This is a genomic window from Methylorubrum sp. SL192 (genome assembly GCF_026672325.1).
Taxonomy (GTDB): Bacteria; Pseudomonadota; Alphaproteobacteria; order Rhizobiales; family Beijerinckiaceae; genus Methylobacterium; species Methylobacterium extorquens.
The window spans coordinates 1276315-1291939 of the sequence record NZ_JAPPQV010000003.1 but is presented as its reverse complement, the minus strand read 5'-3'; the positions used below and the strand labels follow the sequence as shown (position 1 = coordinate 1291939).

The 15625-nt window shown below is 69.9% G+C and carries 13 protein-coding genes and 1 pseudogene; 7 read left to right on the top strand and 7 right to left on the bottom strand.

Annotated elements, in window-relative coordinates:
* Positions 1-113 precede the first annotated feature (113 nt).
* A complete protein-coding gene (locus tag OVA30_RS06755) occupies positions 114-290 on the top strand; it encodes a hypothetical protein (protein WP_015950834.1) in 177 nt (58 codons plus the stop codon).
* Positions 291-371: 81 nt separating this feature from the next.
* On the opposite strand, the gene OVA30_RS06750 is transcribed toward OVA30_RS06755, so the two are convergent.
* From OVA30_RS06750 to OVA30_RS06725, 6 genes are all read right to left on the bottom strand, one after another.
* Positions 372-2258 (bottom strand): TRAP transporter large permease, encoded by a 1887-nt coding sequence (locus OVA30_RS06750; RefSeq protein WP_268175001.1) that lies wholly within the window; start codon positions 2256-2258, stop codon positions 372-374.
* A gap of 11 nt (positions 2259-2269) precedes the next feature.
* Positions 2270-3286 carry a TRAP transporter substrate-binding protein gene (locus tag OVA30_RS06745; RefSeq protein WP_265222241.1) on the bottom strand — a complete coding sequence of 339 codons (1017 nt, stop codon included), beginning with the start codon at positions 3284-3286 and terminating at the stop codon, positions 2270-2272.
* A gap of 162 nt (positions 3287-3448) precedes the next feature.
* Positions 3449-4468, bottom strand: coding sequence for a transketolase family protein (locus OVA30_RS06740; protein ID WP_268175000.1), 1020 nt, complete (start codon positions 4466-4468; stop codon positions 3449-3451).
* Positions 4465-5325 carry a transketolase gene (locus OVA30_RS06735; protein WP_268174999.1) on the bottom strand — a complete coding sequence of 287 codons (861 nt, stop codon included), beginning with the start codon at positions 5323-5325 and terminating at the stop codon, positions 4465-4467. Before OVA30_RS06735 ends, OVA30_RS06740 begins: the two co-directional genes overlap by 4 nt.
* A 17-nt stretch (positions 5326-5342) precedes the next feature.
* The gene (locus tag OVA30_RS06730; protein WP_253395612.1) at positions 5343-6092 is read right to left on the bottom strand and encodes an SDR family NAD(P)-dependent oxidoreductase; all 750 of its coding nucleotides are present in this window, start codon (positions 6090-6092) and stop codon (positions 5343-5345) included.
* A gap of 245 nt (positions 6093-6337) precedes the next feature.
* Entirely contained in the window at positions 6338-7282 is a 945-nt protein-coding gene (locus tag OVA30_RS06725; RefSeq protein ID WP_082290409.1) for a LysR substrate-binding domain-containing protein, read from the bottom strand.
* 392 nt (positions 7283-7674) lie between these two features.
* On the opposite strand from OVA30_RS06725, the gene OVA30_RS06720 reads away from it, so the two are divergent.
* Positions 7675-8955 (top strand): FAD-dependent monooxygenase, encoded by a 1281-nt coding sequence (locus OVA30_RS06720; protein ID WP_268174998.1) that lies wholly within the window; start codon positions 7675-7677, stop codon positions 8953-8955.
* Between the two features lie 292 nt (positions 8956-9247).
* Here the strand turns inward: OVA30_RS06720 and OVA30_RS06715 are convergent, their stop codons facing one another.
* The gene (locus OVA30_RS06715) at positions 9248-10387 is read right to left on the bottom strand and encodes an HPP family protein (protein WP_268177463.1); all 1140 of its coding nucleotides are present in this window, start codon (positions 10385-10387) and stop codon (positions 9248-9250) included.
* A 332-nt stretch (positions 10388-10719) separates the two neighbouring features.
* Between OVA30_RS06715 and frr the strand changes: the two genes are divergently transcribed.
* The 5 genes and pseudogenes from frr to rseP all read left to right on the top strand — a co-directional run bounded on the left by frr (position 10720) and on the right by rseP (position 15562).
* A complete protein-coding gene (frr, locus tag OVA30_RS06710; protein WP_003598054.1) occupies positions 10720-11283 on the top strand; it encodes a ribosome recycling factor in 564 nt (187 codons plus the stop codon).
* Between the two features lie 70 nt (positions 11284-11353).
* Positions 11354-12132 (top strand): annotated as a pseudogene (locus OVA30_RS06705) (isoprenyl transferase).
* Positions 12132-12992: a phosphatidate cytidylyltransferase gene (locus tag OVA30_RS06700; RefSeq protein ID WP_268174997.1), complete on the top strand. Its 861-nt coding sequence runs from the start codon at positions 12132-12134 to the stop codon at positions 12990-12992. The pseudogene OVA30_RS06705 and the gene OVA30_RS06700 overlap by 1 nt, the downstream one beginning before the upstream one ends.
* 14 nt (positions 12993-13006) lie before the next feature.
* Positions 13007-14185, top strand: a complete 1179-nt coding sequence (gene dxr, locus OVA30_RS06695) for a 1-deoxy-D-xylulose-5-phosphate reductoisomerase (RefSeq protein ID WP_268174996.1) — start codon at positions 13007-13009, stop codon at positions 14183-14185.
* Positions 14186-14401: 216 nt separating this feature from the next.
* Positions 14402-15562: an RIP metalloprotease RseP gene (gene rseP, locus OVA30_RS06690; protein WP_003598046.1), complete on the top strand. Its 1161-nt coding sequence runs from the start codon at positions 14402-14404 to the stop codon at positions 15560-15562.
* Positions 15563-15625: the final 63 nt, after the last annotated feature.

Sequence of the window (15625 nt, the reverse complement as noted above, 5' to 3'; positions counted from 1 at the left end):
CAGCGCTCAGTCCATGAGCCGGGCGCATAACAGGCCGGAACAAGTTTCAATCACCGGGCCGGCGCGGCCATGCGATATTGCATCGCAACATGAGCAGGCCGTGAGGTGGTGTCGTGGCGATCGTGACGGAAATCAGAAGCTGGCATCGTGCACCGCGGGACAGGGGTGTCTCGGACGTTCGCGCGAGGCTCGCGCGGACACTGACGACGGCGCTCCGGCGGATGGCCGAGGCCCGCTACGCGCAGCAGGTCGATCGGCTCGCCCGCTCCGGGCATGGCGGCGTGCTCTGAGCGGCTGATCCCGGGCTTCGAGAGCCGCCTCGTGGGCAGCCGGGACCGGATCAGCGCCGCAGCCCGAAGCGGCGCCGGCCTTTAGAGGAAGCCGATCGAGAACCAGGGCACCAGGATGATCACGATCAGCCCGACCAGCAGCGCCGCGACGTAGCCGATGATCGGCCGCATGCCGGCATCGGGATGGATGCGGCTGATGGCGCAGGCCGCGTAGTAGCCGACGCCGAAGGGCGGGGCGAACAGGCCGATCCCCATCGCGAGAACCACGACCATGGCGTAGTGCACCTCGTGCACGCCCACGGCACGGGCGATGGGAAACATCAACGGGCCGAACAGGACGATCGCCGGGATTCCCTCCAGCACCGAACCCAGCACGATGAAGGCGAGGGCGGAGACCGCGAGGAAGCCGAGCGCGCCGCCGGGCAGTTCCTTCATCGCGACGGCGAGCGCCTGCGAGAAGCCGGACTGCGTCAGCGCCCAGGCCATGGCGGTGGCCGCGCCGATGATCAGCAGGATCGCCCCCGACAGCGTCGCCGTCGTCACCAGCATGGGCATCAGGCGGCGCCAGTCGAACTGCCGGTAGACGAGGAGCCCCGCCAGCACGGCGTAGACGATGCCGATCGTCGAGACCTCGGTGGCAGTGGCCACGCCCTCGATCACCGCGGCCCGGATGACGAAGGGCAGCGCGAGCGCCGGCACCGCCACGACGAGCGCCTTCAGGATCGCCTTCCGACCGGGGCGGACGACGTGGCTCATGTCCTCGCCGCGGTAGCGCCACCAGACCAGCGCGCACAGCGTCGCGCCGAGGACGACGGCCGGCAGAAGGCCGCCGGTGAACAGGGCGGTGATCGAGACGCCGCTCACCGAGCCGATGGTGATGAGAACGATCGAGGGCGGGATCGTCTCGGTCTGGGCGCCGGTCGCGGAGAGCAGCGCGACGAGATCGCCCTCCTTGGCGCCGCGCGCCTTCATCTCGGGAAACAGCACCGGGGCGACGGCGGCCATGTCGGCGGCCTTCGAGCCGGAGATGCCGGAGACGAGGTACATCGCCCCCACCAGCACGTAGTGCAGGCCACCGCGCACATGGCCCAACAGGCTTGCCAGGAAACCGACCATGGCACGGGCCATGCCGGTCATCTCGATCAGGAGGCCGAGGAAGATGAACAGCGGCACCGCGAGCAGGATGAGATGGCTCATGCCCTCGTCCATGCGCCCGACGACGACCATGGCGGGCGCGTAGGTCGTGCTCATGAGGTAGGCGTAGGTCGAGAGCCCGAAGGCGAAGGCAATCGGCACGCCGGAGAACACCAGGGCGCCGACGCCGAGCAGGAAGAACACCAGCAGGTTGAGGTTGCCGATGCCGCTCAGGAGCGGCGACAGGCCGGCGAGCACGGCGGCGAGGCCGGCCCCGAGGGCCAAAGCCGCGCCCGTGAGGCGCCAGTCGCTCTCCTGCACGAGGCGCAGCACGGCGGTGACGAGCATTAGCGCGAACCCGACCGGCAGGGCGGCGGCGCGCCAAGTGTTGGGGAGGTCGAGGGCCGGCGTGTAGACCCAGGATTCCTCGATCGCGAACTCGAAGGCCGGCTCCAGCAGAACCCCGACGAAGACGAGGCCGGCGACGATCGCCAGGGTATCCATGAAGGCCCGCGCACGCGGCGTGGCCATTCCGACGAAGGCGGTCATGCGCATATGTTCGCCGCGCCGGAAGGCGACGACCGTCCCCAGCATGGCGAGCCACAGGAACAGGATCGAGGCGAGTTCGTCAGACCAGACCAGGGGCCGGTGCAGGGCGTAACGGCTGACGACGCCGCTCAGGAGCACGACGATCTCCAGAACGACGAGGATCGCCGCGGGGATCTCGACCATCCGCCCGAAGACGCGATCGAAGGTCTGGAAATGCGAGCTTTGGCCGGCGGCGGGCACGGGGGCGGCCGGCGCGGGCGCGTCGAGTTGCACGTCGAGTTGCATGGCGGCCTTCCTCACACGAGCTTTCCGGTGACGCTCTCGAGATGGTCCCAGGCCGTCGGCCCGAGCTTGGCTTTCCAGTCCCGGTAGAAGCTGGTCCGGACCAGAGCGTCGCGGAACGCGTCCCGATCGACGTCGACGAAGGTCAGGCCCTTGGCCGCGAGCGTGGTGCGCAGGTTCGCGTTGAGCGCCACGCTGTCGGCGCGCTCGTCGTCGGCGGAGCGGTCGAGTTCGCGCCCGACGATCACCCGCAAATCCTCGGGCAGGCGGGCCCAGGCGCGGCGATTGCCGAGGATCCAGTAGGCGTCCCAGATGTGGCCGGTCAGGCTGCAGCTCTTCTGGACCTCGTAGATCCGCGTCGTCGCGGTGATCGGGAGCGGGTTCTCCTGGCCCTCGACCACCTTGGTCTGCAGGGCCGAGTACAGCTCATTGAAGTTGATCGGCGTCGCGCCCGCCTCCAGGGCCCGGAACAGCGAGGTCTGCATCGGCGCCTGCGGCACGCGGATCTTGAAGCCGCGGATGTCGTCCGGCGTGCGGATCTCCTGCGTCGAGGAGGTAACGTGACGGAAGCCGTTGTCCCAGGCCTTCGACACGGTGAGGATCGGCGTGCGCCCGATCTGCTCACGGACATAGGCGCCGAGCGGACCGTCGGTGGCGGCCCAGACGCTGTCGTAATCCTTGAAGACGAAGCCGAGATTGGTCAGGCTGGCCACCGGCAGGAAGGTCGCCAGGACCGAGGCAGACAGGTTCAGGAACTCGACGGCGCCGCTGCGCACCTGGGCGAGCAGGTCGGTGTCGGCCCCGAGCTGGTTGGCCGGGAACAGCCGGATCTCCAGGCGTCCGCCGCTCGCCTCGCGGATCCGGTCGATCGCCTGCTGCGCGCGGATGTTGACGGGATGGTTCGGATCCTGCCCGGTCGCCAGCTTGTAGACGAACTCGGCCGCCGCGGCGCGCCGCGTCAGGATGCCGAACAGGGGAAGGGCGGCCGCGCCCGCGACGAGGCGCCGACGGCTGAGAGAAGCCTCTGGCATGTTTCACTCCCTGGATGGTCGCGGCCCGCCGCCCGATCCCCGCCGTTCGCGGTCTTTGGGATCGTCATCCGGTCGTGCCGGATGCTCCGCACCGCTCGGGCGCGAGGTGGGGCAGGCGTCTCGGGAGGCGGCGCCGGTCGTCCGGCGCCGCCCGCACTCGCCTCAGAGCCAGCTGCGGATGCTGCGGGCCATCGCCTGGCTGGAAATGCCGTAGCGGTCGTGCAGCGTCGGAAGGGCGCCCGCGTCGAGGAACTCGTCGGGCAGGCCGATCTGGCGGTAGCCCGGCGGCACCGTGCCGGTGCGCAGAAGCAGACCCGCCACCGCCTCGCCGAGGCCGCCGATCACCGAGTGGTTCTCGGCCACCACCACGAGCCGCCCGCCGCGGCCGACCTCGCGCAGGATCGTCTCCTCGTCGAGGGGCTTGATGGTCGGCACGTGCAGGACCGCGACATCCACGCGATCGTCACCCAGGGCCTGCGCGACTTCGAGCGCCCGCATGGTCATCAGCCCGGAGGAGATGATGAGCACGTCGCGCCCGTCGCGGATGGTCTTCGCCTTACCCCACTCGAACGTGTAGCCGTACTCGTCGAGGACGAGGGGAACGTTGCCGCGCATGAGCCGCAGGTAGACCGGGCCCTGATGCTCCACCATCGCCGGCACCACCTGCTCCAGCTCGTGCGCGTCGCAGGGGTCGAGGATGGTCAGGTTCGGCATGCCGCGGAAGATCGCCAGATCCTCGGTGGCCTGGTGGCTCGGGCCGTAGCCCGTGGTCAGGCCCGGCAGGGCGCAGGCGATCTTGACGTTGAGGTTCTCCTCGGCGATCGCGAGGCAGATGAAGTCGTAGGCCCGCCGCGCCGCGAACACGGCGTAGGTGGTGGCGATGGGCGTGAAGCCCTCGCGGGCGAGCCCCGCCGCCGCGCTCATCAGGAGCTGCTCGGCCATCCCCATCTGGTAGAACCGCTCGGGATAGGCCTGAGCGAAGATGTGCAGGTCGGTGTACTTGGCGAGATCCGCCGACAGGCCGACGAGGTCGGGGCGTGTCTTGGCCAGTTCGACGAGGGCGTTCCCGAACGGCGCCGGCTTGGTCCGCTGGCCGGGCGCGGCCAGCGAGGCGATCATCGCCGAGGTCTTGGCCCCGCCCGCCGCGCGCGGCGCCGGCTTCTCGTACTTCGAACGCCTCATGGGAGCCTCCCTTCGTCCAGAACCGCCAGGGCCTCGCGCCATTCGTCCGCCTCGACCCGCAGGAAGTGATTGCGCTCGCGCGCCTCGAGGAAGGGCACGCCCTTGGCCATCTTGGTGTCGCAGATGATGATGCGCGGGCAGCGCTCCGGATGGGACCGGGCGGCGTCGAAGGCCTTCACCAGGGCGTCGATGTCGTTGCCGTCCACCCGCTGGACGAACCAGCCGAAGGCCTCGAATTTCGGCGCGAGCGGCTCGAAGTTCAGGACACCACGGGACGGCCCGTCGGCCTGCATGCCGTTGACGTCGACGATGCCGATCAGGTTGTCGAGCCCGAAGCTCGCCGCCGACATCGCCGCCTCCCAGGTCGAGCCCTCGTCGAGTTCGCCGTCGGAGAACAGGTTGTAGACGAAGGCGGCCGAGGCCTTGCGCTTGAGGCCGAGCGCCATCCCGACGGCGATGCCGAGCCCGTGGCCGAGGGAGCCGCCGGTGATCTCCATGCCGGGCGTGTAGGCGGCCATACCGGACATCGGCAGGCGGCTGTCGTCGGAACCGTAGGTCCCGAGTTCGTCCTCCGGGATAATGCCGGCCTCGATCAGCGCGGCATAGAGGGCGATGGCGTAGTGGCCGATCGAGAGCAGGAAGCGGTCCCGGCCCTCCCATTCCGGATCGTCGGGCCGGTAGGTCATGGCGTGGAAGTAGCTGACCGCCAGCACGTCGCTGATGCCGAGCGCCTGGGCGATGTAGCCCTGGCCCTGGACCTCGCCCATCAGCAGGGCGTGGCGGCGGATGCGGTAGGCGCGGTCGTCGAGCGAGACGTTCGAGCCTTCGCGGGGGTGGATTTCGGGGGAGTGCTCCATGGCTGTGTTCCTTCCGATCAATGGATCAGCATGCCGCCGTTGACGTCGATCACCGCGCCGGTGAGGTAGGCGGACAGGTCGCTGGCGAGGAACAGGCAGACATTGGCGACGTCGTCGGCGACGCCGAGGCGGCCGAGGGGGATGCCGCTGACGATCTCGGCGCGCATCGCGTCGGTGAGCTTGCCGGCGGTAATGTCGGTCTGGATCAGGCCGGGCGTCACCGAATTCACCCGGATGCCGTCGGAGCCGAGTTCGCGCGCCATCGCCTTGGCGAGGCCGAGCACGCCCGCCTTGGCGGCGCTATAATGCGGACCGCCGAAGATGCCGCCGCCGCGCTGGGCCGAGACCGAGGACATGCAGACGATCGCGCCGGTGCGCTGGCGGCGCATGGCGGGGATCACCGCCTGGCTCATGTAGAGGGTGCCGCGCAGGTTGACGTCGGTGACGGCATCGTAATTCGCCGCCTCGATCTCCATCAGCTTCAGGGGCTGCGAGATGCCGGCATTGTTCACGAGGACATCGATTTGTCCGGCCTGGGCGATCACCTCGTCGGCGGCCGCCTGGCAGGCCGCCCGGTTGGCGACATCACAGGCGAGGCCGAAATGCCCCGGACCGATCTCGCGCGCCGCCGCCTCGGCCTGGCCGGCGTCGAGATCGAGGATGACCACCCGCCCGCCCTGTGCCGCGAACAGGCGTGCCGTGGCCTTGCCGATGCCGCGCGCGGAGGCCGCGCCGGTGATTACACAGACTTTGTCCTTCAGAAGCATGTCGCTCTCCCTGCGCGGCGGCGGTGCTTCCGCTCCGGCGCTCAGCTTGTTTGGAGATGGGAGATCCGCCGATTTGCCGGGCCCGACCGCTGGGCCTCGACAAGTTGCCCGCGCGCTCGGCCGCACTACAGCGGCGATGCCGGGCTCGGCTGCAGTTCGTTTCCTCTCATCTCATTGATGAGCACGATGATGCATGGCCCCATAATGCAGCAAACGCGAAGTTTTCAGCCCCAGATGAATTTCGCTCACCTTGCCGGTGCCGGCTGCTGCGCCCGCACGGGTTGCGGCGTCTCCGGGGGCAGCTCCGGGGGCAACGCCACACGCAGTTCCGCGGCGAGCCAGCGTGCAAACACGCAGAGCGGGGTTCGGCGCCGGGTCAGGGCCGGGAAGACGAGGTAATGACCGGTATATTCGACGTTGGAGGCCCGCTCGGCGAGCGGCGCGACGAGGCGCCCGCTCGCCAATTCCCGTTCGGCCAGAAGTGTGGATTCCAGGGCGATGCCGAGATCGTCGGCCGCCGCCGTGATGGCGAGGAAGCTGCGGTCGAAGCGAAGGCCGGCGGAGGGTGGGGCGCGCAAGCCGTTGCGCTCGAACCAGAGCGGCCAGCGCACGAGCTTGTTGTCGCTCTGGATCAGCGGCTGGCCGGGAAGGTCGGCGGCCTCGCGTATCCTGCGGGCGCGCTCGGGCGTGCAGAGTGGTGTCACCGTTTCCTGGCCGAGCGGCATGACGATGAGCCCCTCGCCGCGCGGCGGACCGTAGACGATGTCGGCGTCGAACTCGTCGGTGATGAAGCGGGCGTAATCCATGCCGGCGGCGAGCCGCACCTCGAAATCGGGATGGCTGGCCATGAAGCGGGCCAAGCGCGGAGTCAGCCACTGCGCAGCGAAACTCGGGGCGCAGTGCAGGCGCAGCAATTGCGGGGCCCGCGTCGCGACGAGGTCGAAGCCCCGGTTCATCTCTTCGAAGGCGCGACTGACATGGTCGAGAAGGGCCTCGCCGGCCGCCGTCAGGGCGATGCCGTGGCTGTCGCGCTCGAACAACGCCACGCCGAGGGCCTGCTCCAGCTTGCGCACCGCGTGGCTGACGGCACTCGCGGTGAGATTGAGCTCGCTCGCCGCGTCCTTGAACGAACGGCGGCGCGCGGCGGCCTCGAACGTGCGGACGGCGGAGAGCGGAACAGGTGGGCGCATCGGGCAGACGATGCGGCAGGCGCCTCCATCTGACAATCTCCAATAGAGCGGGGAAAGACCGTCCGCCGATCACTGGGTTTGTTCTGTCAAACGGACGCAAGCGGCAAAACCATCGACAAGGTTGTTCCGGACAAACTCGACCATCCGGGAAGACCATCCAGTCGAACCTTCTCAAGGCGCAGGAGCGGAGATCGGGGGATATTGCGGATGGCCCGGCGATCGGTCACGGCTGTCGCCGCCGACCGGAGGCGGCGTGACAATCCGGCGGCGTTGTCCCGCAGCCGCCGATTGCTCGCGCGGGATGCGGACGGGCGCCGGGCGCGATATCACCGGTTCCACCGCCTCTCCCGCTCCGGACGGGGCGGAAGAGAGACGCCCATAAGGGTCACGTGATGAGCGCAACGAATCGTCCCCCTCGGGATCGCCGCGCCGGCAGCCGCGGCTTGCTCGTCGCCGGGGCCGGCATTCCGGGCCTGACCCTGGCGGTCGCCCTGAAGCAGGCGCACGGGGCGGCGCTCGACGTGACGGTCTGCGATCCAGGTTTGGAGGCCGGCGCGGCGCGCCATCGCGGGCGCGCCTACGCCGTGGCGGCCGGGCCGCGGCGGATGTTCGAGCAGCTCGGGCTCTGGTTGCGGATCGAACCGGCGGCGGAGCCGATGCGCCGGCTGGTCATCAGCGACAGCCGGGTCGGTGATCCGGTGCGGCCGGTCTTCCTCACCTTCGGCGACGGGACGGAGGCGCGCGACGCGGGCGAGCCCTTCGCAGACATGGTCGAGGCCGAACCGATGGTCGCCGTGCTGCTCGACGCCGCGCGGGAAACGGGCGTCCACCTCGCCGCCGCGGGTGTCACCGCCGCCGTGCCGGGCCCGCGCGCGTCCCGGGTGACCCTGAGCGACGGCACCAGCGAGGAGGTCGCGCTCGTGGTCGCCGCCGACGGGGCGCGCTCGGCCCTGCGCGAGGCCGCCGGCATCGGCTGGGTTGGCTGGTCCTATCCGCAATCGGGGATCGTCGCGACGATTCAGCATGCCCGCGACCATGAGGGCCGGGCCTTCGAGCATTTCCTGCCGAGCGGGCCCTTCGCGATCCTGCCACTGAGGGCGGGCGGCGCACTCGGCCACCGCTCCTCCATCGTCTGGACCGAACGCAGCGCCGACGTGCCGGCCCTGCTCGGCGGGGATGCCGCCGAAACGCTGGCCGAGATCGAGCGCCGGTTCGGGGCCGAACTCGGGCGCATCGCCCTGGAGCATGGGCCGAGCGCCCATCCGCTGCATCTCGGCCTCGCCCGCAGCTTCCGGGCGCCCCGCCTCGCGCTGCTGGGGGACGCCGCCCACGTCATCCATCCGCTGGCGGGCCAGGGGCTCAATCTCGGCCTCGCTGGAGCCGCGGCCCTGGCCGAGGCGGTGACCGGCGCCCTGCGGCTCGGGCTCGATCCCGGCGCGGATGCGGTTTTGCGCGATTACGAGCAGGCGCGCCGCTTCGATTCCGTCGCGATGGCGGCGGCGACGGATGGGCTCAACCGCCTGTTCTCGAACGACAGCATGGCGCTGCGGCTCACCCGCGATTTCGGCCTCGGCCTCGTCGATCGAATGCCGGGCCTGAAGCGCTTCTTCATCGGCCAGGCATCGGCGCTGCGGGGCGGGACCCCGCGCCTGCTGCGGGGTGAAGCCCTGTGAAGCAGGCGCCGGGACGGCTTCTGGCCGGCTACGGCTTACGCAGGCGGGAGAATTGCCATGTCAGCATCATGCTCGAGGCCATGAGGGCCGCGTACAGCATCTGAAGAAGCGGACCGTCTTGCATCGGCTCAATCCTGCGGACGTGGCAGCGCCAGGAAAGAGTGAGTTCTGGCAACAACCGGGCCAACTTCCGGCGGGGCGTCGCAGACGATGGTGCTCCGGCGGCCGAGCGGTCGCGGAGGTGAGCGTTTCGACGGGTCGATAAGGGCGTGCCCTCGGGCCGCAGCGGCCCCTAGGGTGAGACCGGATCGGGCAGCGCGAACGCCTTGGCGGAGAGCAGGCGCGTCAGGGTCGCGAGCAGATCGGTCTGGGTGATGATCCCCAGCACGCGCCGGTCGTCGGCGGTGACGACGACCGCATGGGTGTGACCGTCCGTCAGATCGTTCACCAGCGCGATCACCGGGTCGTCCGGCCCGGTCGTCCTGGCCTCGGACATCACCTGCGCCAGCGCCACCTCGCCGTGCAGCGTCAGCTCGCGCAGACCGATCGTGCCGGCGAGCCGGCCGGCCCGGTCGATGACGGGAAGCGTCCTGATGTTGTGGACGAGCAGAAGCTCCCGTGCCCGTTCGGCGCTGCCATCGAGCCCGATGGTGACGACGTCCCGTGACATCACTTCACCGCAGGTCAGATCCCCCCGTGCGCGCACGAGTGCGTGGAGTTCGACCTGCCGGAGAAGCCGGTCGAGATCGGCGCGGTCGATGTCCAGCGTCTCGTCGAGCGCGACCAGGGCCGCATCGACATCTTCAGTCCGGAAGCCGACCCGGAGCGGGGCCGGCAAATCCCCCGTCCCGTGGGTGTTCACCGGCGTCGCGACCGCGACGTGCGGGTAGTTGCGGCGCGAGAGCTTGTGGAAGCCGATGCCGAGCGCAACGAGAATGACCGAGTTCAGGCCGACCGGGAAAAGCGGGAACAGGAAGCCCGCCGACGTGACGGCTGGGCCGCCGATGAGTGCGGTCAAGGCGGCGGCCCCGCCCGGCGGGTGAAGACACCGGGTCAGCGACATCGCTGCGATCGCAAGGGAGACGCCGACGCCGATCGCAATGACGGGATCGGGAATGAGGTGCGCGGCGAGCACGCCCATGAACGCGGAGATGGTGTTGCCGCCGATGACCGACCAGGGCTGGGCGAGCGGACTGGCGGGCACGGCGAAGATCAGCACCGCCGACGCCCCCATCGGCGCCACGATCAGCGGGATGTGGGGGCCTTCTCCGAAGAACCAGCCGCAGACCAGGCCGGTGAGCGTGATGCCCGCAAGAGCACCCAGGCACGCGATCAGGCGCTCACGCAGGGTCGCGCCGGCCAGAATCGGCCTGAACAGGCGGAAGCCGTGCGATCGTTGAGCGCGTTGTTCCGGGCCACCGGGGTTGGGCATCCTCGCGCGTTCCTCGTGTCTCGACCGGTGTCGGCGCTGCCAGTTCCGAAGGCAGGTGCTCCACCTGTCAGCTTGCGGATCTGGTATACCACATACAAGCTGACGGATCGCCACCGGATTTGCAACATGCATAGGCAGGTTGCTCTCCGGCAAGGCAGATCTGGCTAAGCTGCACCGTTAAAGGATACGCCGCCGCACGCCTGCGGCGCCCGAGCCCAGCACGGACACAACCGCATTTGCGGCCACCCGGTTTTTCGTTCATGTAGCGGCACCGCGCGCCGGGCGCGTCCGCGCGCCGATCTGCCACCCGAACGCATCGGGACTTTGAACCTATGGCCACACCGGAATTCGACCTGGGCGACATCAAGCGCCGCATGCAGGGTGCCGTCAGTTCTCTGAGCAAGGATCTGGGATCGCTGCGCACGGGCCGCGCGACGCCGAGCCTGCTCGATCCGATCCAGGTCGAGGCCTACGGCTCCTCGATGCCGATGGCCCAGGTCGCGACCGTCAGCGTGCCGGAGCCGCGGCTTCTTTCGATCTCGGTCTGGGACCGCTCGATGGTCACCAACGTCGAGAAGGCGATCCGCGAATCCGATCTCGGCCTCAACCCGATGACGGAAGGCCAGACCATCCGCCTGCGCATCCCAGAGATGAACGAGCAGCGCCGCAAGGAGATGGTCAAGGTCGCGCACAAGTACACGGAGGAGGCCCGCGTCGCCGTGCGCCACGTGCGCCGCGACGGGCTCGACATCCTCAAGAAGCTCGAGAAGGACGGTGCCATCAGCCAGGACGATGAGAAGCGTCAGGCTGCCGAGGTGCAGAAGGCCACCGACGACGCGATCAACGAGATCGACGGCGTGCTGGCGAGCAAGGAAAAGGAAATCATGCAGGTCTGACACCCGGCCTGCACGGAACGGAGACGGGTGGGGCCGCGCCGAACCGCGGCGGCGAGAGGAGGAGGCTGCGTTGGTTCGCTCGGAAGGCGCGCGGCAGATCGGTGAGGCGGCAGGCGCCGCCCCCGGAGGCGCCGGACAGCCAGCGCCGCGCCACGTCGCCATCATCATGGACGGCAACGGCCGCTGGGCGGCAAGCCGGGGCCTGCCCCGTTTCGAGGGGCATCGGCGCGGTGTCGAGGCCGTCCGCCGCGCCGTGCGCTCCGCCATCACCCTGGGCATCGACTATCTCACGATCTACAGCTTCTCCTCCGAGAACTGGCGCCGCCCCCCTCGGAGGTTTCCGAGCTGATGGGCCTGCTCAAGCTGTTCGTCCGCGGTGATCTCGCCGACCTCCACGCCAACAACGTCCGCATTCGGGTGATCGGCGACCGTGCCGACCTCTCGGCGGACATCGCGAGCCTGCTCGACGAGGCCGAGGCGCGCACCCGCGCCAATACCGGCCTGACTCTGGTCGTCGCCTTCAATTACGGCGGGCGCCAGGAAATCCTGCGCGCGGTGCGGCGCATCGCAGCCTCCGTCGCCGAGGGGCGGCTGCGGGTCGACGAGATTGAGCTGCCGACCATCACCGAGGCGCTCGACACCGCCGGCATTCCCGACCCGGACCTCGTGATCCGCACCTCGGGCGAGCAGCGCCTCTCGAACTTCCTGACATGGCAGACGGCTTACGCCGAGTACGTGATCGAGCCGGGCTTCTGGCCGGATTTCGACCACGCCGCGTTCCTCGCCGCCGTCAGCGAGTACCACCGCCGCGACCGCCGCTTCGGCGGCCTCAGCGCCGGAGCCGGCTGATGGCGGGCGACGAAGTGGTTTCCCCGGCCCGGCGCGCGCCCTTCGCCAATCGCGAATTCGGCCTGCGAGTCGCCTCGGCGCTGGTGCTCGGCGCCGTCGTGCTCGGCACGCTCCTCATCGGCGGCTGGGCCTTTGCCGGCATCTGGCTGATCGCGAGCGTCGTCGGCGCCGCCGAATGGCTCGCCATGACCCGCTCCGAGCCGCTGCTGCCGCTGCTCGGGCTGACCGGCGCTACGCTGTTCGGCGTGCTCGCCACAGTACTGCTCGGCGCCCCCGTCTGGGTGCCGGTTCTCCTTCTGCTCGCCGGCAGCCTCGGTCTCTTCGCCCTCGGGCACGGCCCCGGCCGGCGCAAGCCGATCTGGGGCCTGCTCGGCGGCGCCGTGGTCGCCCTGGTGCCGACGCTGCTGCGGATCGACCCCGAGATCGGCATCGTCGGGCCGGCCTGGATGTTTGCGGTGGTCTGGTCCACCGACAGCGTCGCCTACTTCACCGGCCGCCTCATCGGCGGGCCCAAGCTGATGCCGCGAGTGAGCCCGAAGAAGACGTGGTCCGGCGCGCTCGGCGGCCTCGCCGCGGGAATCGTCGGCGGAACCGTCACCGTGCTCATCGCCCGCAGCCAGGGTTGGGACGCGCTGCCCGCCGTCTCGCTCCCCTTGGTCGCGGCACTGAGCGGCCTCGCCTCGATCCTGTCGCAGGGGGGCGACCTCGTTGAGTCCGCCCTCAAGCGGCGCTACGGCGTCAAGGATTCGGGCCGCTCGATCCCCGGCCATGGCGGCGTCATGGACCGGCTCGACGGCTTCTTCGCCGTGGCCGGGCTCGCCGGCCTGTGCCTTGCCGCCCTGCGGCTCCTGAATGCCTGAACGGAACTGATCCCGTGACCCTCACCGTCACCGTCCTCGGCGCCACCGGCTCGATCGGCCGCTCGACCACGGACCTCCTCGCCCAGCATGCGGGCCGCTTCCGCGTCGGCGCCCTCGTCGGCGGCAAGGACGCCGTGGCCCTGGCCAAGCTCGCCCTGGAGATGCGGCCGGATTTCGCCGCGCTCGCCGATGAGAGCGCGGGCCCGGCTTTGGCCGAGGCGCTTGCGGGCTCCGGCATCCCGAACGGGGCCGGCGAGAATGCGGTGCTGGAGGCGGTCACCCGCGAGGCCGACATCGTCGTCGCGGCGGTGAGCGGCGCGGCGGGCCTGAAACCCACCCATGCCGCGCTCCGGCTCGGGCGCACCATCGCGCTCGCCAACAAGGAGAGCCTCGTCTGCGCGGGCGACGCCTTCATGCGCGACGCCAAGCGTTACGGCGCCCGCATCCTGCCGGTGGATTCCGAGCACAACGCACTCGCCCAGGCCATGGGCGACGGCCGTGTGTCCGACATCGCCAAGATGACGCTGACCGCGTCGGGCGGCCCGTTCCGCACCTGGACCCGCGAGCGCATCGCCGCCGCGACCCCGGCCGAGGCCGCCGCCCACCCGACCTGGTCGATGGGCATGAAGATCAACATCGATTCCGCCTCCCTGATGAACAAGGGGCTGGAGCTGATCGAGGCCCACCACCTCTTCGGCATCGAGGCCGAACGGCTCGACGTGATCGTCCACCCGCAATCGATCGTGCACGGGCTGATCGCGTGGCGCGACGGCGCGGTGACGGCGGGACTCGCCATGCCCGACATGCGCGTGCCGATCGCCCACTGCCTCGGCCTCGGCGACCGTTTGGAGATCGCCCGCGGGCGGCCGCTCGATCTGGCTGTCACCGGCAGTCTCACCTTCGAGCCGGCCGACGAGGCCCGCTTCCCCTGCCTGCGCGTCGCCCGCGCGGCGCTCGCCGAGGGCGGCGCGGCGCCGACCGTCATGAACGCTGCCAACGAGATCGCGGTCGCCGCCTTCATCCGTGGCGCGATTCCCTTCTATGGCATCGCCGAACTGGTGGAGCGGGCGGTCGAGCACTTCGCCGCCGAGTTCCGCCATGCGCCGGAGGACGTGGAAGAGGCGCTGGCCATCGACGCGCGGGTGCGCGCCTGGAGCCTCGAGGCGGTGCCCGCCGCCCGCGCCGCGGGCTAGGCTGAGAATTAACCTTTACGAAGTGTTGTCGGGGATGGAGAGCCCGGCCCAAGGGGTTGAGCGCGCGAATAGATCTCGCGCTCGAACGTGAGGCATGCGACGATCCGCGACTTGCCGGCCATGGGCTCGCCCTGTCAGGGCGGACGGTTGAGACTGGGATTCGCGCATGACGTGCACGGATCCCATACGTGGGTCGCGGCCTGAAGGATAACGGCCATGGAATTCTTAAGCGGCATGGGCGGCAACGCCGCCGGCTTCTTCGGCGCGGTGATCCCGTTCCTGATCGTGCTGACGATCGTCGTGTTCGTGCACGAAATGGGCCATTTCCTGGTCGGGCGCTGGTGCGGCGTCGGCGTCACCGCCTTCTCCATCGGCTTCGGCCCGGAGATCATCGGCTTCAACGACCGGCGGGGCACCCGCTGGAAGCTCTCGGCGATCCCGCTCGGCGGCTACGTGAAGTTCGTGGGCGATGCCAACGGCGCCAGCGTGCCCGACCCGGAGGCGGTCGCCCGCATGAGCCCGCACGAGCGGGCGGTGAGCTTCCCGACCCAGCCCGTGGCCAAGCGCGCAGCCATCGTCGCCGCCGGCCCCATCGCCAACTTCATCCTGGCCATCGCCGTCTTCGCGGGCGCGATCTATGTCAGCGGCCGCTACGAGACGCCGGCGCGCGTCGAGGCGGTGCAGCCGAACAGCGCCGCCGCGCGGGCGGGCTTCCAGCCCGGCGACGTGATCCGCACGATCGACGGCCAGACGGTCAACACCTTCAACGATATGCAGCGCGTCGTCTCGGCCGCGGCCGGCTCCTCGCTGGCGGTGACCGTCGATCGCGGCGGGCAGGTCCAGACCCTGACCGCCGTGCCGGACATGATCGAGGAGCGCACGCCCTTCGGTCGCCACCGCTTCGGACGGCTCGGCATCAACGGGCCGAATGCCGGCGCGGCCAAGCTGGTGCATTACGGCCCGTTCGAGTCGCTGAAGCTCGGCGTCCATGAGACCGCCTTCGTGGTGGAGCGGACCTTCGACTACATCGGCAAGCTCGTCACCGGGCGTGAATCCGCCGATCAGCTCTCCGGCCCGATCGGCATCGCCCGGGTCTCGGGTGAGGTGGCGCGCGTCGGCGGCGTCGGCGGACTGATCGGGCTGGTGGCGCTCCTGTCGGTCTCGATCGGGCTGCTCAACCTGTTCCCGATCCCGCTCCTCGATGGCGGACACCTGATGTTCTACGCCTTCGAGGCGGTGCGCGGCCGCCCCTTGAGCGAGCGGGCGCAGGAGATCGGCTTCCGCATCGGGCTGGCCTTCGTGCTGATGCTGATGCTGTTCGCCGCCTGGAACGACATCCTCAATCTCGGCGCCTCGCTGAGCCAGCGCGGCACCTGATCCGAGCGCTCTTCCCTACCCCTTCCCGACCCTGTATCGACGGCCCGGCGACCCCGCCGGGCC